General features: G+C 59.6%; 19 protein-coding genes. 12 read left to right on the forward strand and 7 right to left on the reverse strand.

Annotation, left to right across the window (positions count from 1 at the left end; translation table 11 throughout):
• Nucleotides 1-190 precede the first annotated feature (190 nt).
• The gene (locus AKG12_RS19655; RefSeq protein WP_052820133.1) at nt 191-5695 is read left to right on the forward strand and encodes a glutamate synthase-related protein; all 5505 of its coding nucleotides are present in this window, start codon (nt 191-193) and stop codon (nt 5693-5695) included.
• A complete protein-coding gene (locus tag AKG12_RS19660; RefSeq protein WP_082178953.1) occupies nt 5692-7458 on the forward strand; it encodes a diflavin oxidoreductase in 1767 nt (588 codons plus the stop codon). The genes AKG12_RS19655 and AKG12_RS19660 overlap by 4 nt, the downstream gene beginning before the upstream one ends.
• Before the next feature lie 42 nt (nt 7459-7500).
• Here the strand turns inward: AKG12_RS19660 and AKG12_RS19665 are convergent, their stop codons facing one another.
• From AKG12_RS19665 to fabA, 5 genes are all read right to left on the reverse strand, one after another.
• Nucleotides 7501-8094: a TadE/TadG family type IV pilus assembly protein gene (locus tag AKG12_RS19665; RefSeq protein WP_046799152.1), complete on the reverse strand. Its 594-nt coding sequence runs from the start codon at nt 8092-8094 to the stop codon at nt 7501-7503.
• Entirely contained in the window at nt 8091-8687 is a 597-nt protein-coding gene (locus AKG12_RS19670; protein WP_046799153.1) for a TadE/TadG family type IV pilus assembly protein, read from the reverse strand. The genes AKG12_RS19665 and AKG12_RS19670 overlap by 4 nt, the downstream gene beginning before the upstream one ends.
• 185 nt (nt 8688-8872) lie before the next feature.
• Complete coding sequence (gene fabI, locus AKG12_RS19675) at nt 8873-9679, reverse strand: enoyl-ACP reductase FabI (protein WP_052820134.1); 807 nt, start codon at nt 9677-9679, stop codon at nt 8873-8875.
• Nucleotides 9680-9685: 6 nt separating this feature from the next.
• Nucleotides 9686-10909 (reverse strand): beta-ketoacyl-ACP synthase I, encoded by a 1224-nt coding sequence (gene fabB / locus AKG12_RS19680; RefSeq protein WP_046799155.1) that lies wholly within the window; start codon nt 10907-10909, stop codon nt 9686-9688.
• Nucleotides 10910-10984: 75 nt separating this feature from the next.
• A complete protein-coding gene (fabA, locus tag AKG12_RS19685) occupies nt 10985-11500 on the reverse strand; it encodes a 3-hydroxyacyl-[acyl-carrier-protein] dehydratase FabA (RefSeq protein ID WP_035219583.1) in 516 nt (171 codons plus the stop codon).
• A gap of 317 nt (nt 11501-11817) precedes the next feature.
• On the opposite strand from fabA, the gene irrA reads away from it, so the two are divergent.
• Nucleotides 11818-12237 (forward strand): iron response transcriptional regulator IrrA, encoded by a 420-nt coding sequence (gene irrA, locus AKG12_RS19695; protein WP_046799156.1) that lies wholly within the window; start codon nt 11818-11820, stop codon nt 12235-12237.
• A gap of 73 nt (nt 12238-12310) precedes the next feature.
• Here irrA and AKG12_RS19700 read toward each other — a convergent pair whose 3' ends face one another.
• Nucleotides 12311-12949: a trimeric intracellular cation channel family protein gene (locus AKG12_RS19700; protein ID WP_046799157.1), complete on the reverse strand. Its 639-nt coding sequence runs from the start codon at nt 12947-12949 to the stop codon at nt 12311-12313.
• A gap of 76 nt (nt 12950-13025) precedes the next feature.
• On the opposite strand from AKG12_RS19700, the gene AKG12_RS19705 reads away from it, so the two are divergent.
• Complete coding sequence (locus tag AKG12_RS19705; RefSeq protein ID WP_046799158.1) at nt 13026-13544, forward strand: hypothetical protein; 519 nt, start codon at nt 13026-13028, stop codon at nt 13542-13544.
• A 12-nt stretch (nt 13545-13556) separates the two neighbouring features.
• Here the strand turns inward: AKG12_RS19705 and AKG12_RS19710 are convergent, their stop codons facing one another.
• Nucleotides 13557-14267 carry a YoaK family protein gene (locus AKG12_RS19710; RefSeq protein WP_052820136.1) on the reverse strand — a complete coding sequence of 237 codons (711 nt, stop codon included), beginning with the start codon at nt 14265-14267 and terminating at the stop codon, nt 13557-13559.
• A 201-nt stretch (nt 14268-14468) separates the two neighbouring features.
• On the opposite strand from AKG12_RS19710, the gene AKG12_RS19715 reads away from it, so the two are divergent.
• The 8 genes from AKG12_RS19715 to AKG12_RS31080 all read left to right on the forward strand — a co-directional run.
• A complete protein-coding gene (locus tag AKG12_RS19715; RefSeq protein ID WP_052820137.1) occupies nt 14469-15410 on the forward strand; it encodes an ABC transporter substrate-binding protein in 942 nt (313 codons plus the stop codon).
• A 142-nt stretch (nt 15411-15552) separates the two neighbouring features.
• Complete coding sequence (locus AKG12_RS19720; RefSeq protein WP_046799426.1) at nt 15553-16326, forward strand: ABC transporter permease; 774 nt, start codon at nt 15553-15555, stop codon at nt 16324-16326.
• Nucleotides 16326-17111: an ABC transporter ATP-binding protein gene (locus AKG12_RS19725; RefSeq protein ID WP_046799161.1), complete on the forward strand. Its 786-nt coding sequence runs from the start codon at nt 16326-16328 to the stop codon at nt 17109-17111. The genes AKG12_RS19720 and AKG12_RS19725 overlap by 1 nt, the downstream gene beginning before the upstream one ends.
• Before the next feature lie 35 nt (nt 17112-17146).
• Nucleotides 17147-17884: a histidine utilization transcriptional repressor HutC gene (hutC, locus tag AKG12_RS19730; protein WP_052820138.1), complete on the forward strand. Its 738-nt coding sequence runs from the start codon at nt 17147-17149 to the stop codon at nt 17882-17884.
• Nucleotides 17885-18077: 193 nt separating this feature from the next.
• Nucleotides 18078-19286, forward strand: a complete 1209-nt coding sequence (gene exbB, locus AKG12_RS19735) for a tonB-system energizer ExbB (RefSeq protein WP_052820139.1) — start codon at nt 18078-18080, stop codon at nt 19284-19286.
• A 6-nt stretch (nt 19287-19292) separates the two neighbouring features.
• A complete protein-coding gene (gene exbD / locus AKG12_RS19740; protein ID WP_046799164.1) occupies nt 19293-19778 on the forward strand; it encodes a TonB system transport protein ExbD in 486 nt (161 codons plus the stop codon).
• The gene (locus AKG12_RS19745) at nt 19775-20701 is read left to right on the forward strand and encodes a TonB family protein (protein ID WP_052820140.1); all 927 of its coding nucleotides are present in this window, start codon (nt 19775-19777) and stop codon (nt 20699-20701) included. The genes exbD and AKG12_RS19745 overlap by 4 nt, the downstream gene beginning before the upstream one ends.
• Nucleotides 20702-20831: 130 nt before the next feature.
• On the forward strand, nt 20832-21185 hold a 354-nt coding region (locus tag AKG12_RS31080; protein ID WP_285277767.1), incomplete at its 3' end, for an Ldh family oxidoreductase.

Genomic DNA, 21185 nt, shown 5'->3' on the forward strand with positions numbered 1-21185 from the left:
AAAAAGCGGCCATTGCCGCCACGCCGTTTGCCGGCCGCAAAACGACCGTTCGCGCCATTAAACGCCGATAAGCAGAAAAAGAGGAGCAGCCAGGTCGCCTGCGGCTCCGCCCGCAGAGTGCCGGCTGACGCGCCGGGTTTCGGGAAAAGAGGGTGATGCCGCGCGAAATGCGCAATGAGAGGAGAGTGCCTTGAGCGTGACGGAGCAAAAATTCGGCCTTTACGATGCGGCTTTTGAAAAAAGCAGCTGTGGCGTCGGTTTCATCACCCGCAAGGACGGCGTGCAGACGCATGATGTGCTGAAGCGCGGTCATGAGGCGCTCTGTGCCGTGCCGCATCGCGGCGGCATGTCGGCGGAAGGCGTTGGCGATGGTGCGGGCGTGTCGCTGGACCTGTCGCTCTCCTTTTTTCGTGAGCTGACGGGACAAGGTGCCCTCAAGGCCGGCCGGTTCGGCGTCGGCAATTTCTTTCTGCCGCAGAACCCGGCTTTCCACGGTGAGGCCGTCGGTATTATCGGCAGCGCCCTGAAAGAGCAGGGCTTTTCGGTCCTGCTGGTCCGCGATGTGCCGGTCAATGACGCGGCCATCCGTCCCGCCGCAATCCCCTACCAGTTACCGATCCGCCAATGGGTCTTTTCGGCACCAGTGGAATGCGCAACCCTTGCCGAGTTCGATTGGCGCATCCACAAGGCGCTGCTTGCCATCGAAGCGCTCGCTTACACCGTGCCGGAGCTTGCCGGTTTTTACCCTCTGTCGCTCAGCGCGCGCACGCAGGTGCTCAAGGGCCGTCTGAACTCCCAGGAGGTTATGCCCTATTTCTGCGATCTGACCGACCCGCGCCATGAAGTGCATACGATGTATTTCCACACGCGGTTCTCTACCAATACCGATCCGCACCCCTCCATGGCGCAGCCCTTCCGCCTGATGGCGCATAATGGTGAGCTGAACACCGACAAGAAGAACCGGCTGTCAGAAGCGGCGGTGGCGCTGGCGAAGAATGCCAGCATTATCCGGCCGAAGGGCCAGTCGGACAGCTGCCGTCTGGACCAGACATTGCAGGCGCGGGTGATGGAGGATGGTCTCGACCTCGTCACCGCCGTGGTCTCGATGATGCCGCCGGCCTGGGAAAACGACGACACCCTGTCGCCGGGTGTGAAGGCGATGCTGGAATATTTCTCGCTCTATGAAGAGAAGAACGACGGCCCCGCCGCGCTGATCTTCGGCGACGGCACTATCATTGGTGCACGTCTCGATCGCCTTGGCCTGCGCCCGCTGCGCACCGTCGAGACGGAAGACTATCTCTGTGTCATGTCTGAGGCAGGTCAGATCGCCTTTCCGGCGGAAAGCGTCATCCGCCGCGGCCGCATTGAGGCGGGCGGCATGCTCTATTACGATCATGCTGAGCGTCGTGCCTTTTCCACGGTCGAGGCGCTGGAGCTTCTGGCCTCGCAGCGGGACTATTCGTCGCTGCTATCTGAAGCGCGAGTGATGCTTGGTGATCTGCCGGAAGTGCCCGCCGACAAGCAAGGCTCACCGTTGCGCTATAATGGCGATCTGGAACGGCACCAGCGTTATGTCGCCTATTCGCACAATCAGGAAAGCTTCAAGTTCCTGATGGACCCGATGCTGGCCTCCGGTGCGGAAAAGATTTCAGCGATGGGGTACGGCAATGCCATCAACGCATTGTCCGATCAGGAAGGTGGGGTTGCGAAGTATTTCTCGCAACGTTTCGCGCAGGTCACCAATCCGCCGCTCGACAGTATCCGTGAGGCCGATGGTATGACGCTGCGTGTGGCGTTGGGCGCAAAGCCGAATAGCGGCGCTGCCAAGGCCCGCCAGATCGTCGTGCGGTCGCCGATCCTCACCCACCTCGACATGCTGCGTATTCGCGAGCAGCCCGAGACACCGGTTCGTCGTTTCGAAATGCTCTATACGCCGATCTTTGATGCGGCTGATGCCAATGAGGCAGTGCTTCGGCAAGCGATCGATGGCCTCTGCGACGAGGTTGCGGCTTTCGCAGCCGAGCAGGGCGGGATTGCCGTCATCACCGACCGCCATGTCTCGGCAGGCCGCGCGGCCTTGCCGATGATCATGGTCGTTTCCGCCATCAATCAGCGGCTGATCGAGGAAGGTCTGCGGCTACGTGTTTCCCTGATCGTCGAGAGCGGCCAGTTTTCCTCCTCCCATCATATCGCTGCCGGCCTCGGTTTCGGTGCTTCGGCGGTCTATCCGCTCGGCGTACAGTTCCGTGCGGAAGAGAAATTCGGCGCCGAGGCCGACAAGGCGTTCAAGCGCTTCGCCAAGGCGGCGGAAAAGTCGCTGATGAAGACCATGGGCAAAGTCGGCCTGTGCACGGCGGAAAGTTATATCGGCGGCGAGTTCTTCGAGCCGAATTTCCTCGACACCAACGATCCCGTCCTGAAGCGCTATTTCCCGAATGTGAAGACCCCGGTTGGCGGCGTCACCTTTGCCGTCATCGCGCAGGCTGTTGCGGACTGGCATCGAAAAGCATTGTCGGTGAAGGGGGAGAACGACATTCCGCTGCTCGGTCTTTTCAAGGAACGCGCTGAAGGTGCCGGGCATTCCTATGGCACGACGGCAGTTCGCGGCTTCGTGGACATGACGGAGGAAAAGATCGGTTTCGACAAGGGAACCGAAAACGAGGATGCTCTGCGCCTTCTGCCGCTCAACCGGCTGGAGGACGCTTTCGGTCTTAACGATGCGGCCTATTATCACAACAGCTTCGACCGACTGACCCCGGAGGCCATCGACGCATTCGAGGTGACGCCCGGTTATCGTTCCTTTGCCCGTATGATGGCAGAAGAAAGGGCGCGCCGCCCGGCCGCCCTGCGCGATGTTCTGGAATTGCCGGCCGATGTGACCTTTGCCGGTTCGGCCGAAGAATTCCGCCGGGAAATGGGGCGGTTTTCCCGGCAGGGCAATAACAGCTTCATGGTGCGCGGATTGCGCTGCGAAGAGGCAGGAGACGGCGCGTTCCGGCTACAGCTGATCGGCCCACACGGTCATGAACTTGCCCGCCTCGCCGCACTTGGCCAGTCGCTGCTCGACCGTTTCGGTGACGATATCGCCGGCCATTGGCTGGAAGGGGGTGTGCTCATGGTTCAGGCAAAGGGTGAGGCGTCCGCCTATCTGTCGCTTATCCGCACCGCACCGGATAGTATTCCGCTCGATACCGTGCAAAAGGCAAGCGAGATCACCAAGACCCTCGCATCGGGTGCGATGAGCCATGGCGCGTTGGTCGCGGCTGCCCATGAGGCGGTTGCCCACGGCACCAACATGGTTGGTGGCATGTCCAATTCCGGCGAAGGCGGTGAGCATATCTCCCGTTACGGCACCATCCGTGCCTCGCGCATCAAGCAGTTCGCCTCCGGCCGCTTCGGTGTCTGGGCCGGTTATCTTGCCGATCCAATGCTGGAAGAGATCGAGATCAAGATCGGCCAGGGCGCAAAGCCGGGCGAGGGCGGGCAGTTGCCGTCTCCCAAGGTGACGGTGGAAATCGCGGCGGCACGCGGCGGCACGCCAGGCGTCGAACTCGTCTCGCCACCGCCGCATCACGATACCTATTCGATCGAAGATCTGGCCCAGCTCATTCACGACGCCAAGGCGGCGCGGGTGCGCGTCATCGTCAAGCTCGTGTCGTCGGAAGGCATAGGCACGATTGCAATCGGCGTTGCCAAAGCTGGTGCCGACGTGATCAACGTTGCAGGCAATACCGGCGGCACGGGTGCGGCGGCCGTTACCAGCCTCAAATATACCGGCCGCGCGGCGGAAATCGGCATTGCCGAGGTGCATCAGGCGCTCTGCGCCACTGGCCTTCGTGCCAAGGTGCTGTTGCGTTGTTCCGGCGCGCACCAGACGGCGAGCGACGTTGTGAAGTCGGCGTTACTTGGCGGCGACAGTTTCGAATTCGGCACAACGGCGCTGATGATGCTGAAATGCGTGATGGCGAAGAACTGCAACATCAAGTGCCCGGCCGGTCTCACCACCAATCAGGAAGCCTTCAACGGCGATCCGCGGGCGCTGGCGCAATATCTCATGAACATCGCCCATGAAACGCGCGAGATTCTGGCCGGGCTTGGCATTGCCTCGCTGCGGGAAGCCCGTGGTCGTTCTGACCTTCTTCACCTCCTCGATCATCCGGCAAGCGTCGGCCAGCTTGACCTCCGGGCAATGCTTGCCGTGGTCGAAGAGGTGAAGATCGACAGCCCGGTCTATATGGAAAAGGACTTCGCACTCGACGATGCCTTCATCGATCTCGTGCGTTCGGCGTTGGTTGACAGCAAGCGCGAGAACATCGAGCTTGGCGGCAATCGTTTCCTCAACAATTGCAACAAGAGCGTCGGCGGCCAGCTCGCCGTCGATATCGAACGCATGTTGAACCACGAACTTTCCGATGAGCAGCTGGACGCGCTTCCGGCCGTCAAGCGGGATGGCCGTGGCCGCCGTTTTCTGGAAGCGGGTTCGGTGCGCATCGATACGTCAGGTTCCGCCGGTCAGTCCTTCGGCGCTTTCTGCAACGACGGCATGGTCATGGTGCATACCGGCACCTGCAATGACGGTGTCGGCAAAAGCGCTTGTGGTGGCACCATCGTCGTGCGCTCGCCCGGCGGCGGTTCGCAAGAGGCGGGTGGTAATGTGCTGGTTGGTAATTTCGCGCTGTTCGGCGCAACCGGCGGCCGCACCTTCGTGGAAGGGCAGGCGGGCGACCGTTTCGCGGTGCGTAATTCCGGCGCCACCGCCGTGGTCGAAGGCGTCGGCGATTTTGCCTGCGAATATATGACCAACGGCGCGGTTCTCAACCTCGGCAGTTTCGGCAAGGGTTTTGGTAACGGCATGAGCGGTGGCTTCGTCTATCAATATGATCCCTATGGCGATCTGCCAAAGAAGGTCAGCCACGACTCCATCCTGCTCGGCTCGATCACCGGTGAGGATGAACAGGCAGCGATCCACAATCAGGCAGTCCACCAGCTTCTGAGCCTGCATGTCGCAGAGACCGGCTCGGCCAAGGCGGCATGGCTTCTGGAAAACTGGGAAAGCGAACAGCATAATTTCGTCTACGGTATGCCGCGCGCCCTGCTGCTTTATCAGGACAGCGACGAAATCCTCAAAGCAAAGCCCCGCAAGGAATTGCTGGAGGAACTGGCCTCGGCACTTGCCGCCCATCAGCTGCGCAAGTTCAAGCTCGCCTATCGCGACCGCAAGGCTGTTTTGAATGGAACGGTGCCGGGTTATGGCGAGACGGATACGGAAGACATGTATGCGCTGCTCAATAACTATACCGTGTTGAGCATGGCGCAGGCCATCGCCCTGCAACGGTTGCCGATGGCATCCGGCCCTTCTGATCCTGCCATCGAAAAGGCTGTGCGCAATCTCATCCTCACGGAAGATTACGCGCTGATGCAGCGGCTGCTGAAATATGCCCGCGAAGCGCTTTCCGACCATAGCGACGAACAGCTTGCGGTGATGATCGCGGCCAAGCGGCTTGACGATTACAAACAGGCGCTGGCGCGCCGGAACATCTGGTCGGTGGACAGCCCCGGCACCTATGGCTGGATCATTCAGCAGAACCGGAAAAACATCGAGAAGATCGGCCGCCTGCCGGGCTTCGAGGAGCTTTTCGCCGCTCGCGCCATTCCAGACCTTGCCACCGCATCCAGCCAGAACAGGGCAGCATGATGAAGATACCTTACATTCCACAGGATGCACCGTTTAACGGCGACCAGCGCGCCTGGCTCGCCGGTTTTCTGGCCGGGCTCCACTCCCGCACCGCCATCAGCCTCGACACATCTGTGGCCGCTGCTGCCCCCAAGGCGGCGGCCAGCCTGCTGAACATCCTTGTCGGCACCCAGACTGGCAACGCCGAGGCCTTGGCGATGGATATCGCTGCCGCTGCCCGCACCCAGGGCATGCAGCCGGTTGTGACGGCACTGGACGACGTTTCCATGGACAGTCTCGGCTCCATGAAGCGGGTCATCGTGGTCACCTCAACTTATGGCGAAGGCGAGATGCCTGACAATGCCCAGCTGTTCTGGGAAGCGCTTGCCGCCGATGGTGCACCGCGATTGGATGAGATGAATTTCGCTGTTCTTGCACTCGGCGATACCGGTTATGACGGCTTCTGCCAGGCGGGCAAGCTTATCGATACGCGCTTTGAACAGCTCGGCGGCAAGCGCATGAAGACGCGTATTGACTGCGATATCGATTTTGAGGATGCCGCCGCCGCCTGGATCGGCGAGACGCTGCCGCTTGCCCTCGCCATCGATGGCGGCAATGCAGCCGCGGTGACGCCTGTGGTCGCCGAGCCGCCGGCACGGGCAAAACAGGGCTGGGGTCGCAAGAACCCCTATTCGTCACGGGTGAGCGTCAATCGCCTCCTTTCCGGCCCGGCCTCGTCCAAGGAGATTCGTCATTACGAATTCGATCTCGGCGCGAGCGGCCTCGACTATGAGGCCGGTGATGCACTTGGTGTGGTCCCCCTCAACGATCCGAAACTGGTCGGTGCTCTGCTCGATTGCTTTGGAGCGAGCGCGGATGGCGAGGTCGCCGGGCTCGACCGGCCGGTTGGCGATGCGCTTCTGAACATGTTCGAGATATCGACGCCTTCGCGTGAGTTGGTGGCCGAAATCGGCAAGCGCGCAGGATATGACGAGTTGAGCCATATCCTTGCCAACGGAGACAGGGAGCAGCTTGCCGCCTTTCTCTGGAGCAAGGATATTCTCGATCTGCTCAATCTCGGCGGAAAGCCCATATTCGATCTTGCCGAATTCGTGACCTTCCTGAAGCCGCTGCAGCATCGCGCTTACTCCATCTCCTCCAGCCCACTGGTTGCGGAAAACAGCGTGCATCTGACGATCGCCAGCGTGCGTTATCGTGCCGAAGGCCGCGAGCGTGGCGGCGTATGCTCCACCTATCTGGCGGATCGGGTGGAAGCCAACCAGAATGCCGGGATTTTCGTTTCGCCCAACAAGGCATTCCGCGTGCCGCAGAATAATGACGCGCCTGTCATCATGGTCGGGCCGGGCACGGGCATCGCGCCTTTCCGGGCCTTTCTGCAGGAGCGGCAGGCAAGGGGTGCAAACGGCAGGAACTGGCTATTCTTTGGTGACCAGCACCGCCAGTCGGATTTCATCTACGAAAACGAGCTTGGCGACATGAGTCGTGATGGCGTGCTGACGCGCCTCGACCTTGCCTTCTCGCGGGATCAGGCGGAAAAGATCTATGTCCAGACCCGCATGCGCCAGAACGGCAAGGCGCTTTATCAATGGCTCGAAGAAGGCGGATATTTCTACGTCTGCGGTGATGCGACCCGCATGGCGAAGGATGTAGATGACGCCCTGCACCAGATCGTCGCCGACGAAGCCGGCATTTCTGCTGAAGCGGCAAGCGATTATGTGAACCGGTTGAAGCGCGAAAAGCGCTATCTGCGTGACGTCTATTAGAAGCGGAGTATGTGGGAGGTCCCTTTTGCTGCGCCTTATGGCTCAGCAATTGGTGCAGGTGACCTCCGCATCGCGCTGCTTGAAGAAATAATCACGGCCGATGGTGATCGACCTTACGCCGGACGAGGCGATGTCGGGCATGAACATCAGCAACTCATGCTGGATGGAAAGCTCGACGTGAATGAGAAAGCTGTTTTCGATGAGCAGGCGGGTTGGAACCGCCACTGCCGATCCCACCGCATATGGTCTCTGGTCGTTCTCATCCCAGGACCAGGCAATTTTCGCTTGTTTCTGCTTGTCAATCGTTACGCCACTGATCTTCAGCTTCAAACCGTTCGTGCTGTAAGGCGCGAAGACAGCCGCCGCAACATTCTGCATGTTTTTGAGATAAGTCTTGTCGACGGAGCTCGTTTTGGAGATCAGGTCGTTGATCGTCGCTGAAGCGCTGCTTGCTCGCTTATAGGTATTGTAACCGATGGTCAGCTCGAAGGATGTCACGTAGAGGGCGAGCAATATCGGGAAGAGAATTGCGAATTCCACAGCGCCCACACCACGGCGATCTTTTACGAAGCGTGTGACGAGTGCTGTAAAACGAAGTCTGCCGTTCGCGACGGCGGCCATCAGCCCTGCCATCATGAGCCCCCGCTTGTGGTGTATTTCTCGTTCACGAAAGCGTCGGTCGCGACGATAAGGAAATGCGAGGGCATAGACCCGTCAGCTGGACGTATTTTTGTAAGATAAGGTCGGATGATATCGGCGATGACACGCCAGCGATAATAAACGCGCAGCATGTTGATCGTTTCCGGTCCGCCCGGCTTGAAGCCGAATTGCGCCGTGTCGAGATCGTAATATTCGCCGTAAGCCTTCAGTGGCACCGTCGTGGGTATGTCCTTGAAGGCAGGAAAGGAGCGAAGGTCGATATAGAGTTTTTGTTCGGTTTTAATCTCGTCCGCAGAGCAGGTGATCATCACCGATACTTCGTTGCAGAAGCTCTTGCGAAAATCCTCTTTCGAAATCGAACTGCTGATCTGCCCGGTGCGCAGACGCCTCGCCATGGTTTCCGTGGCATTCACGACGACCTGTTCCGCCATCAGGGCGATGAAAGTCTCAATAATCGCAAAAACGACGAGGAAATAGGGAATGGCGAGAATCGCGAATTCAATGGCCGCTGTCCCTTCGCGCGAGACCCCGAATTTTTTCAGCAATGGCGTCAGTCTGGCCAGTCGCATATGTGTCGATCTCTAGAATATGCGGCAAGCGCAACCGTTGAATTTGTTGCGGACCATAACCAGCCCGGTGTTTAAATTCAGTTACTTCGATGAATTATACTTTAGTGATTTCCGAAATTGAGACGGTGCATAATACAAAAAGCCCGGCATATTGCCGGGCTTTCGTTGAACCTGAAAAGGCTGGGTTATTCTGCATCCGCCCTGGAGAGAACCTCGAGCGTGGGTGTCGAGGTGATGTTATAACCGCAGTCCACATAATGGCATTCGCCGGTTACGCCGCGCGACAGGTTGGACAGCAGGTAAAGCGCCGATCCGCCGATATCCTCGATATCCGCCGTACGCCTCAGCGGCGCGTTCTTCTGGTTCCATGCGTAAATAGCACGTGCGTCGGAAATGCCGGCGCCCGCCAGCGTGCGGACCGGGCCAGCCGAGATGGCGTTGACGCGAATATCGCGCGGGCCGTAATCGGCAGCGAGATAACGCACGGACGCTTCGAGTGCCGCCTTGGCGACGCCCATGACGTTGTAGTTCGGGATGACGCGTTGCGAACCATTATAGGTCAGCGTCAGCATCGAGCCGCCATTCGTCATCAGTTCAGCGGCATGCTTGGCGATTTCCGTAAATGAGAAGCAGGAAATGACCATGGTGCGGCTGAAATTGTCGCGGGTTGTGTTCGCGTAGAGACCCTTCAGCTCATTCTTGTCGGAAAAGCCGATGGCGTGCACGACGAAATCCAGCGAGCCCCATTTTTCGCGGATTGCCGCAAAAAGCGCGTCCACAGAGGCGATGTCCTCGACATCGCAAGGCACGATGAAATCGGAACCGAGTTCTGCGGCAAGCGGTTTTACGCGTTTGCCAAGCGCTTCGCCCTGATAGGTGAAGGCCAGTTCCGCGCCCTGCGCCGCAAGTGCCTTGGAAATACCCCAGGCGATGGAGTGATTGTTTGCGACGCCCATGATGAGGCCGCGTTTACCCTGCATGATGCCGTTCATGGGCAATTATCCGTTATGACGCTGGAAGACCAGCGTGGCGTTGGTGCCGCCGAAGCCGAAGGAATTGGAAAGGATGGTGTCGATCTTGGCGTTGTCGATGCGGCTGCGAACGATCGGAACGCCCGCAAATTCCGGGTCAAGTTCGGAAATATGGGCGCTTTCGCCGATGAAGCGTTCCTGCATCATCAACAGGCCGTAGATCGATTCCTGCACGCCGGCCGCACCGAGCGAATGGCCCGTGAGGGACTTGGTCGACTGGATATGCGGGATCCTGTCGCCGAAGACTTCCCGGATCGCACCGATTTCCTTGCTGTCACCAACCGGCGTCGAGGTGCCGTGGGTATTGATGTAGTCGATGTCGCCCTTGACGGTGGCGAGTGCCTGCCGCATGCAGCGGATCGCGCCTTCGCCTGATGGAGCCACCATGTCGTAACCGTCGGAGGTTGCCCCGTAACCGACGATCTCGGCGTAAATCTTCGCACCACGCGCCTTTGCATGTTCCAGCTCTTCGAGAACCAGTACGCCAGCGCCGCCAGCGATGACGAAGCCGTCGCGATTAACGTCATAGGCCCGCGAAGCGAGGGAAGGCGTTTCGTTATATTTGGACGACATTGCGCCCATGGCATCGAAGAGGTTGGACATCGACCAGTCGAGGTCTTCGTGGCCGCCTGCAAACATCACATCCTGCTTGCCCCACTGGATCATCTCGGCGGCGTTGCCGATGCAATGCGCCGAGGTGGAGCAGGCCGATGAGATCGAATAGTTGACGCCGTGGATCTTGAACCAGGTGGCGAGTGTCGCGGACGCGGTGGACGACATGGCCTTCGGCACGGCGAAGGGGCCAATACGCTTCGGGCTGTTGTTCTTCAGCGTGATATCGGCCGCTTCAACGATGGTGCGGGTGGAAGGGCCGCCCGAACCCATGATGATGCCGGTGCGTTCATTGCCGCTGATGTCGCTCTCTTCGAGACCGGAATCGGCGATCGCCTGTTTCATGGCGACATGGTTCCACGCGCCGCCCTGCGACAGGAAGCGCATGGCGCGGCGGTCGACCAGATCGGTCGGGTCGAGAGACGGCTTGCCCCAGACCTGGCATTTGAAACCGTGTTCGGCAAAATCCGGCGAAAATGAAATGCCGGATTTGGCATCGCGCAACGATGCGGTGACTTCAGCGGCATCACCGCCGATGGAAGAAACAATACCGAGGCCGGTGACAACAACTCGTCTCATGAAAGGGACCTTTTCTTAAGATTTCGGCTGGACGACCGACGCCGCCCGGCCTTGCCAAGACTTATTCCGTCTGCTTCAGGCGGTCTTTTCTTTCGACAGCCCTACACGAAGGTCCGTCGCCTGATAAATGGTTTCTCCGTCGGCCTTCAGCCAGCCGTCGGCGGTTCCAAGCACCAGACGGCCGCGCATCACACGCTTGAAATCGATACCGTATTGCAGGAGCTTGGTGTTCGGGCGAACCATGCCCTTGAATTTGACTTCGCCGGTGGAAAGCGCCATGCCGCGGCCTTCTTCACCCAGCCAGCCGAGGAAGAAACCGGTCAGCTGCCACATGCCGTCAAGGCCGAGGCAGCCCGGCATGATCGGGTTGCCCTGGAAGTGGCAGGGAAAATACCAGTCATCGGGGCTGACATCGTATTCGGCGCGGATGAAACCCTTGTCGAACGCGCCACCGGTTTCGGAAATTTCGGTGATGCGGTGAACCATGAGCATGGGGGGCAATGGGAGCTGGGCATTTCCCGGGCCGAACAATTCGCCGCGACCGCAGGACAGGATCTCCTCATAATTGTAACTTGATTGCCTCGTTGCCATACCGCTTTCACTTCCCCAGTTACTGGTGTTGATTGACTTCACTAGAGCAAGTTAGGTTCAAAATGAAGCGCTGCAAGGGCAGAGGCCGTTTCGCCCCCATTCTTTGTCTTCAGAACCTTCTTTGCAGAAGTCATTACCTCAATATGTCGTCCGCATACAGGAACCATCCGGCAGGAACCAGAGGAAATTTGCAAGAATGGCCGGTTTGCCGCCATTTGCCGCGTCTCGCGGCGCTGAAACTATTGAAAGCATTCGCTGCAAAAGATATATGCTAATGCAATTGGTGAATTTCACCCCTGTGCTTGGAATGGGATTGCATGGCATTTGACGCCACTTTGGATATCGGAACGAGGCTGCGGCGCTCGGGGCTGCGCCCCACGCGTCAGCGTGTGGCTTTGGGCGATCTTCTCTTCGCAAAGGGTGATCGCCACCTGACGGTCGAGGAACTGCACGATGAGGCGGTCACGGCCGGCGTGCCTGTTTCTCTCGCCACGGTCTATAACACGCTGCATCAGTTTACCGAGGCCGGCCTCATCCGCGTTCTGGCTGTCGAGGGTGCCCGCACCTATTTCGACACCAACGTGTCGGATCACCACCATTTCTTCGTTGAGGGCGAGAACGAGGTTCTCGACATCCCCGTCAACAATCTCCACATCGGCAACCTGCCGGAAGCGCCTGAAGGCATGGAAATCGCCCATGTGGATGTGGTCATCCGCCTTCGCCGCAAGCGCGGCTGAGGCCCTCGGCAGATACCGGAGATGAAAATGGCGCCCACGGGCGCCATTTCTGTTTCAGGCGGCTTTAGCCCGCTCACTTCATGATGTCTTCGGGGCGCCTGCCGGGCTTGGCCCTGTAGGGCGGGAAAGTCCATCCGAAGATCAGCGCTCCAGACCGGACGCCGAAAGCCGTCAATACGCCGGCGGCGGATGCGGCATAAAGCGGCGCGCCGAGGAAATAGACGACAATGAAGGTGGAAGAGCCCAAAAGCGCGCAGGTGATGTAGATTTCCGGTCGCAGAAGCACGGAGGGTTCCCCGGCAAGAATATCGCGCAGCACGCCGCCGAATGTGGCCGTCAGAACACCGGTGACAATGGCAACGGTTGCAGAGCCGCTTGCGGCGAGGCCCTTGGCTGCCCCCATCACGCAATAAGCGGAGAGGCCAAGGGCATCGAGCCATAGCAGCACCCGGTAACGGGATTCGAAAAGATGTGCTGTAAAGAACAGCAGGACAGCGACCGATACGCAGACCAGAATATAGGTTGGGTTCACCACCCAGAAGACCGGCGCCCTGCCCAGCACGAGGTCACGCACCGTGCCGCCGCCGATCCCGGTCGCGGCTGCGAAAAACAGGAAACCGATCAGGTCGAGCTGCTTGCGCGAGGCGGCCAGGGCACCGGTTGCGGCAAAGATGGCGACACCGGCATAGTCGAGAAAACCCAGCAGTGTCATAAAAAGGTTCCCCCGAAACATGGGCTGCGAACACGTCAGTGTCGCGCAAGCACTAAACTCTAGGCTGGCCGCCCGGATGATCGCAACATCCATAACCGAAACGGATGCAAAGGAAAATGCCGTGCGAATCGCTATCGTTGTCGCTCTTCAGACACTGGTTCTTCTGATGTTTCCGGTGGCGCTGGCAGCACAGCAGCAGCTGGTGAACGATCCCGAGATTTATGAAAAGGACCATTTCCGCAAGGAGTGCAAGGTGGCGGCCTTCGGCGACGATTTTGTCACACGGCTGGATATCAATAATGACGGGCTGATGGATGCCGTCGTCAATCACGGTGTTCTGGATTGCGACGGCGAAAAAGGCCGCGCCTGTGACGACGAGGGATGCCCTTACAATTTCTATGTCCAGGTGAAGGAGGGCGGTTATCTGATGATCGCCACGGCCCGAATTTACGGCTACGATTTCATCAAGCGTTTCGGCAACATGGTCTTCGTGCTGAAGATGCATCCGCGTTATTGCGAACGCACCGACAAGGAGCCTTGCCTGATGACGGTGCGGGTGCGCGGCACGAAATTCGTCACCATTTCGCGTAAGTGACGTCGGCAGCCCTTATGGCGCAATCCGCCGGATTTTGACCCTCTGATTGTATCGCTGGCGAAGCGAGCGCGGAATGACGAGGGTGGCGAAGCCTATAGCGAAAACCGAAGCCGCAACCACCCATAGGGCATCCGAATGCAGTGTGGCGCCTAACACGGCGCCGCAGATTGCGCCGGTGATCATGCCGAGCCATGGTACGATCTGGATGCCCCAGTCGAGGCTGCGTTCGCCGAGCAGAAAGCGACCGATGCCGCGACCGAAACGGGAAAGGGCGCCGGTTACATAGGTCAGCCCGATAGGCAGCCCCTCAATATGCTCCACGGCGGCATTGACCATGCCCATGGCAAAAACGACGAGATAAAATTGCACGAGACCGGAAGCCTCGTCGCGCAGCAGTGCCGCAATCGCCAGCAGCCCGCCCACCGCCATAAGAACCGCAAAGATGCGTCGGTCGAATTTATGCGCCACCACGATGCCGCCGGCATTGCCCGCCACGAAGGCGACGATGGCGAAAAGCAGTTTGACGGCGTGGGCGTATATGCCTGCCTCCATCGAGACTGCGGCGCGTGTCGTGTTGCCAGTCATGAAGGAGACGAAATCTCCGGAAACGTAAAGACCCACCGCATCCGTCATGCCGGCGATGAAGGAAATGGCGGCAACCAGCGCAATGCCGGTTCCGGTGCGCCTTGCCTTGATGATGTTGCGACGTCTCTGTCTGGTCATGGCAGCTCGATGCGAAAACGGCGAACCGGTGCAGGTCCGTATAACTCTATGTGTAGGACGGTAGGGGCCCGATTTGCAATCTTTCCGGAAGCGAGCAAACGCCTCTACTTTGTCTAGACAAATCTAAAAACCCTGCCTACCATGCCTCAAATAAAGCGATAAAAAATGTCGCACAAAAATAAATCAAAAGGGGTTCAGACCATGAAAAAAACGTGGGTTATCGCCACAATTGCAGCGCTTGTCTCATCCGCTTCCGCCTATGCTGAGACATCGGTGACCATCGGCATGTCCGGCTGGACCGGGTTTGCGCCGCTTACCCTTGCCAAGCAGGCGGGGATTTTTGAAAAGAACGGCCTGAAGGTCGATATCAAGAAGATACCGCAGGCCAGCCGGCATCTGGCCCTCGCTTCCGGTGACATCCAGTGCGCCGCCACCACGGTAGAAACATGGATCGCCTGGAACGCCAATGGCGTGAAAGCGACCCAGATTTTCCAGATGGACAAATCCCATGGTGCCGATGGTATCGCGGTGCGCAGCGACGTCTCAAAGGTCGCGGACCTCAAGGGCAAGACGATTGCCGCTTCCGCGCCGGGCACCTCTCCCTATTTCTTCCTTGCCTGGATCCTCAAGGAAAACGGCATGACCCTGAAGGATGTGAAGGTCGTCAACCTTGAGCCGGGACCGGCCGCGCAGGCATTCGTCGCCGGCCAGAATGATGCGGCCATGACCTATGAACCCTATCTGTCCACCGTGCGCGCTGCCCCCGACAAGGGCAAAATCCTCGCCACGACGCTCGATTATCCCGCTGTTATGGATACGTTCGGCTGCACGCCGGATTTCCTGAAGGACAATCCGCAGGCGGCGAAAGCCCTGGCGGACAGCTATTTCCAGGCGCTCGACCTCATCAAGGCGGACCCTGAGAAATCCTATGCGACGATGGGTGCAGATGTGAAGCAGGCGGGAGAGGCCTTTGCGGCTTCGGCAAAGTTCCTGGAATGGCAGGACAAGGCCGCCAACCAGAAATTCTTCGAAGGTGAGTTCAAGACCTTCTCCGAAAAGTCGGCCGATCTGCTTCTCGAAATCGGCGTGATCAAGTCGAAGCCCGATCTTTCGACGCTCGCGGATACATCCTTCATCAAGTAACGCCCACAGGCGGCTTCATTCCCCTGCCGGAATGTTGCCGCCAATGACATGCAGAAAAGCGTCTTCTACGCCGCGAATGGTGTGGAGGCGCCTTGAGGCCGCGGCGCAGCTGCCGCGCCGGTTCTCCCACACAGGCGACAGAATGCAACCACTTCAACCCATCAGGAACAGCACGAGAATTGCCCTCGGCATTCTGTTCTTCGTGCTGTTTTTCTCCGCCTGGGGCCTCGCCACGCTGGGCGGCTTCGTATCGCCGACTTTTCTGGCCGACCCCATCACCATGCTGAAGGACGGTATCTATCTGCTGACCGATCAGGGCTTTGCCAGTGATATCGGCATGACCATCTGGCGCGTGGTGGGCGGTTTTGTGCTGGCGTCGGTCGTCGCCGTGCCTGTTGGCATCGCCATGGGGGCTTATAAGCCCATCGAGGCATTGCTTGAGCCCTTCGTCTCCTTCGCGCGCTATCTGCCGGCTTCCGCCTTCGTGCCGCTGCTTATTCTCTGGGCCGGCATTGGTGAGATGCAGAAACTACTGGTTATCTTCATCGGCGCGGTCTTCCAGATCATCCTGATGGTGGCCGTGGCTGTCGCCGGCACGCGGCGCGATCTGGTGGAGGCCGCCTATACGCTGGGTGCGAAAGACCGGGGTGTGGTGCGCCGTGTCCTTATTCCCGCCAATGCGCCTGACATTGCCGAAATCCTCCGTCTCGTTCTCGGCTGGGCCTGGACCTATGTCATCGTCGCCGAACTCATCGGTGCTTCCTCGGGCATCGGTTATATGATCATCAACAGCCAGGCGCTGATGGCGACCGGCCAGATCATCTTCGGCATCATCGTCATCGGTGTTATCGGCCTCATTTCCGATTTCGCGTTCAAATCGCTGAACCGGAAGCTTTTCGCCTGGAGGCTTGCCTGATGAGCGAACTCGTTATCAAGGGCGTCAGCCGCACCTTTCCGGGCGTGCAGGGCGGGCAGCCGACACTGGCCTTGCAGCCGACCAATCTGGAAATCCCGCGCAATGATTTCGTTACCATCCTCGGCCCGTCGGGCTGCGGAAAATCGACCCTTCTGCGCATCATCGCCGGGCTTGACCGCCCGACGACCGGCGAGGTCCTGCTGTCCGGCAAGGCGGTGACGGGACCGGGAGCGGATCGCGGCATGGTGTTCCAGTCCTACACGCTGTTTCCCTGGCTGACGATCCGGGAAAACGTCGCCTTCGGTCTGCGCGAACGCGGCGTCGCCGAGAAGGAAAAATGGGAGATCGTCGACAGTTATATCGATAAGGTCGGCCTGCGCGGTTTCGAGAACCATTGGCCGAAACAGCTGTCCGGCGGCATGCAGCAGAGAACGGCAATTGCCCGCGCCCTGGCGAACGGCCCGAAAATCCTGCTGCTTGATGAGCCTTTTGGCGCCCTCGACAACCAGACGCGCGGGCTGATGCAGGAATTGCTGCTCGGCATCTGGGAGCGGGAGCAGAAGACCGTCATTTTCGTCACCCATGATATCGAAGAAGCGGTCTTCATGGCATCGCGTGTGGTGACCATGTCGGCAAGGCCGGGTCGCATCAAGTCGATCACGCCGGTCGACCTGCCGCATCCGCGTCACTACACCGTCAAGGCCAGCCCGGAATTTTCGCAGCTGCGCGCGAAGCTGACGGAGGAAATCCGCAGCGAGGCGATCGCCGCCGCTGCCCATGGATAGTTGATCCAGCGAACCGGGAGGAGAGAAGCATCGGGATGAGGAGTACAGGCGCCGATCTTCAGGAGAAATCACTGCACGAGCGCATCCGCAACGATGTCGAGCGCCATATCATGTCAGGCGAATGGCCGCCGGGGCACCGTATTCCTTTCGAGCACGAGATGACCCGGCAATATGCCTGTTCGCGCATGACGGTGAACAAGGCGTTGGGCGAGTTGGTGCAGCGCGGCCTGATTGAAAGACGCCGACGCCTCGGCACCTTCGTTCGCCAGCCCCATGCGCAATCGGCCGTGCTGGAAATTCATGATATCGAGCGGGAGGTTCAGGCCCTCGGCCTCGTTTACGGATACCGTCTAGACAAGCGACGTCTGCGCCCTGCGGGTGAAAAAGACAGTGCGGCAATGGCGCTTGCCGCCGACGCCCGGGTGCTGGAACTCACCTGCACGCACTTTGCCGGCGGCATTCCCTTTTGCCTTGAAGAACGCATCATAAATGTCACCGCCGTCCCGGAGGCGGAATTTACGGATTTTTCGCAGACCGGTCCGGGCACCTGGCTGTTGAAGATGGTGCCCTGGAGTGCAGCCGAACATCGCATCAGTGCAGTCTCCGCCGACCGCAAGAATGCGGTGGCGTTGGGCATCGCATCCGGTGCAGCATGTCTGGTCATCGACCGACGTACCTGGCACGGGACGGATTACGTCACCCGCGTTCGGGTGACCTATCCCGGCGACCGGCATGCCCTGGTGGCGCAATTTTCGCCGTCGCAAAACGGCTGAGGCCACGCGAACGGTCACTTTTTTGTAAAGAAGAGTTTACGGGTCGTCTTTTGATAATATAATAGTTGTCAAAAGAACTCAGGTTTATTATCGGAACGTCAAGCTTTCACGACGGCATCCGTTCATGACCCCGGCTTTCACGAACCGGCCAATCTACGGATGAGTTCATCGACGGAAATCCGGGATAAAAATTATGTCAGCTGAGACCTCCACTTCTTCCGCGTCCTTCACCAGGGCAAACAAAACACGGCATGTTTCCCTCGCTGTGGCAGTTACACTGCTGGCCGGGCTGAGTGCCGGCGCGGGTTTGGCTCAGACAGCATCCGAACCCCAGGCCCAGCCCGCGCCTCAGGCGGAAACGGTTCAGCCCGCCCAGCCGCCGGTGGAAACGCCAGCGACGCCGAGCGCTCCGGCACTCCAGCCTGTTGCGCCGCCGTCCGCAACCGCACCGGAACAGCCGGCCGCTGCCCCCGTCCAGCCGCCATCGAACCAGCCTGCACCTGCTCAGCCCGCAACTGAAGGCGCTGCGCCGCAGCCGACGCAGACCGAGCAGCCACCCCAGACGAATGGAACGCTTGCGCCGAACGAAGTCTCCACTCCGGTAGAGCCCGTCAGCCCCGAGCCCACCAGCGCCCAACCCGCTAGTGCCGAACCCACTAGCGCCGAGCATCGTGCGGACATCCCGCATAACCTGTCGCCATGGGGCATGTTCATGGCCGCGGACTGGGTCGTGAAGGGCGTGATGATCGGTCTTGCCTTCGCGTCGCTCATCACCTGGACGGTCTGGGTGGCGAAGTCTATCGAGCTTGCCGGTGCGCGGGTGCGCGCCGGGGCAACGCTCAAGGTCATTCGCAGGGCGAAAACCCTGACGGAAGCGACCGATGCCGTCGAAAACAAGGGCGGACCGGCGGCACTCATGCTGCGCATGGCAACCCATGAAATGCAGCTTTCCGATGCGGTGGTCGAACACACGGACGGCGGTGGCATCAAGGAGCGTGTCTCCTCGGCACTGTCGCGTATTGAAACCCACGCCGGTCGCCGCATGTCACGCGGAACCGGTGCTTTGGCGACAATCGGTTCCACCGCTCCTTTCGTTGGCCTGTTCGGCACGGTCTGGGGCATCATGAACTCCTTCATCAGCATTTCGGAATCACAGACCACCAACCTTGCCGTCGTGGCGCCGGGCATCGCCGAGGCGCTGCTCGCCACCGCCATCGGCCTCGTTGCCGCTATTCCGGCGGTGGTGATCTACAACGTCTTTGCCCGCTCCATCACTGGTTACCGTCATCTGCTGGCGGATGCCGCCGCCGGCGTGGAGCGCCTCGTGAGCCGCGACCTCGATTTCCGCCGCATTCCGCCGGGCAGCACCAGCAAGCCCGCAGTCTCGCTGGTTGGACGGTGATCGGTCATGGCTGGCGGTATTCGCGAAAATAGCGGAGACGATCTCTCCGAAAACCACGAGATCAACGTCACGCCATTCATCGACGTGATGCTGGTTCTGCTCATCATCTTCATGGTAGCTGCGCCGTTGGCCACGGTGGATGTGAATGTTGACCTTCCCGCATCCACCGCCAAGCCGGCGGAGCGTCCGGAAGAGCCGCTTTATCTGACGGTCAAGGACGATCTCTCGCTCAACCTCGGCAATGATGTCGTTGCCCGGGAAGCACTGGCGGCCTCGATCGACCGGCAGACGGGAGGCAAGAAGGATACGCGCATTTTCCTGCGCGCCGACAAGGCGGTCGACTACGGTCACTTCATGGAAATCATGAACCTGCTTAGGGATGCCGGCTATCTGAAGATCGCCCTGGTGGGTCTGGAAAATGTCGGTGCGGCATCGCCGCCCGCCAATGCTGCCCAGCCCGCCGCGCCGACGGCGCCGGGAACGGCGCCATGACTGAAAACGGCTACCCGCAGTCCCGACATTCCCGTCTGGGGGAAGTGACGCTGTGGTCCGCCGCAGCGCTGCTCATGCTGAGCGTTCATGCTGGTTTTGCCTATTATCTGATGCAGGAACCGGAAGAACTCGATGCCGGCGGGCCGCCGCCAGCCGCGATCATGATCGAGATGGCGGCGATACCGGAAGCCGTCCACACCGAGGAAACGACACCGGCGCAGGACGTCGAGGACGCCGAAGAGGTAAAAAGCGACAACAGCCAGCCGATGGAGGAACCTCCACCGGAGGAACCGCCGCCACCGGAACCGGTTGCGGAAACGCCACCGCCGGAACCCGTGCAGCCGCCGGAACCGCCGGTTGAGGAGATTGTCGAGCCGCAGGAAATTCCTGAGCCGGTAGAGCAGATCGACCCCGTGCAGGAACAGATGATGGCGGAACTCGAAAATATCGAGGTTCCCTTGCCTGTCATTCGGCCGCCACCGCCGCCCGTTGAAAAGAAGGTCGAAAAGAAAGAGCCGGAAGAGAAAAAGAAGGTCGAGCGCCAGCGCCCCAAACCGCAGCAGGCCTCGGAATTGCGTGAAACGGCAAAGGCCGAGGCACAGCAGTCCGACAGGACAGCGGCATCGCGCAACAATGCCGGTTTCTTTTCTTCTTCTTCCGCCTCACCGGCAAAATGGGGATCGAAGGTTCGCTCACATATCCAGCGGCGCAAGCCACGTTCGCTTCGCAGTGATGCAATGACAGCAACGGTGCGGTTCAGGGTCAATGATGCAGGCGCGATCAGCGGGGTCAGCGTGGTCCAATCCACCGGCGATTCCTCAATCGACCAGCAGATTGCGGCCTGGATTCAGAGTGCGTCACCTGTGCCTGCTCCGCCTCCGGAAGCAAGCAAGACGATCACGCTACCGATCAGCATCCGCTAGAACCCGTTTAAATCAAACGGATATGTCCACTATTCTTCACGCGCATATCCGTTTGCGCGTGAATAAGATTTCGCGAATGTTTTCGATGGTGTAGGTCTTTGTCGACTTTACCAAGCAGAGGCATTCCGGAATGAAATTCTCAATCGCAGAGGCGGAGGATCTCGTATCCTCTATCTTTGAGCGCAACGGCGTTCTGCCGCAAAACGCCCGCTCGGTCGCGAAGGCGCTCGTCGCATCTGAAGCTGCCGGCCAGAGCGGTCACGGTTTTCGCCGTATCCCCGTTTATGTCCGCCAGGCGCGGGTGGGAAAAGTCGATGGCAAGGCGCGGCCGGTGGCGACGCGCGTGAAGCCGGGCGTCCTGTCGATCGACGCCAACCACGGTTATGCCTATCCGGCGATTGATTGCGCGCTGGAGCAGTTGCCTGAAATGGCCCGGCAGCAGGGCATTGCGCTTGCCGCCATCCATCGTTCCCATCACGTGGCC

This window comes from Agrobacterium sp. SUL3 (assembly GCF_001263295.1).
Lineage (GTDB): Bacteria > Pseudomonadota > Alphaproteobacteria > Rhizobiales > Rhizobiaceae > Agrobacterium > Agrobacterium tomkonis.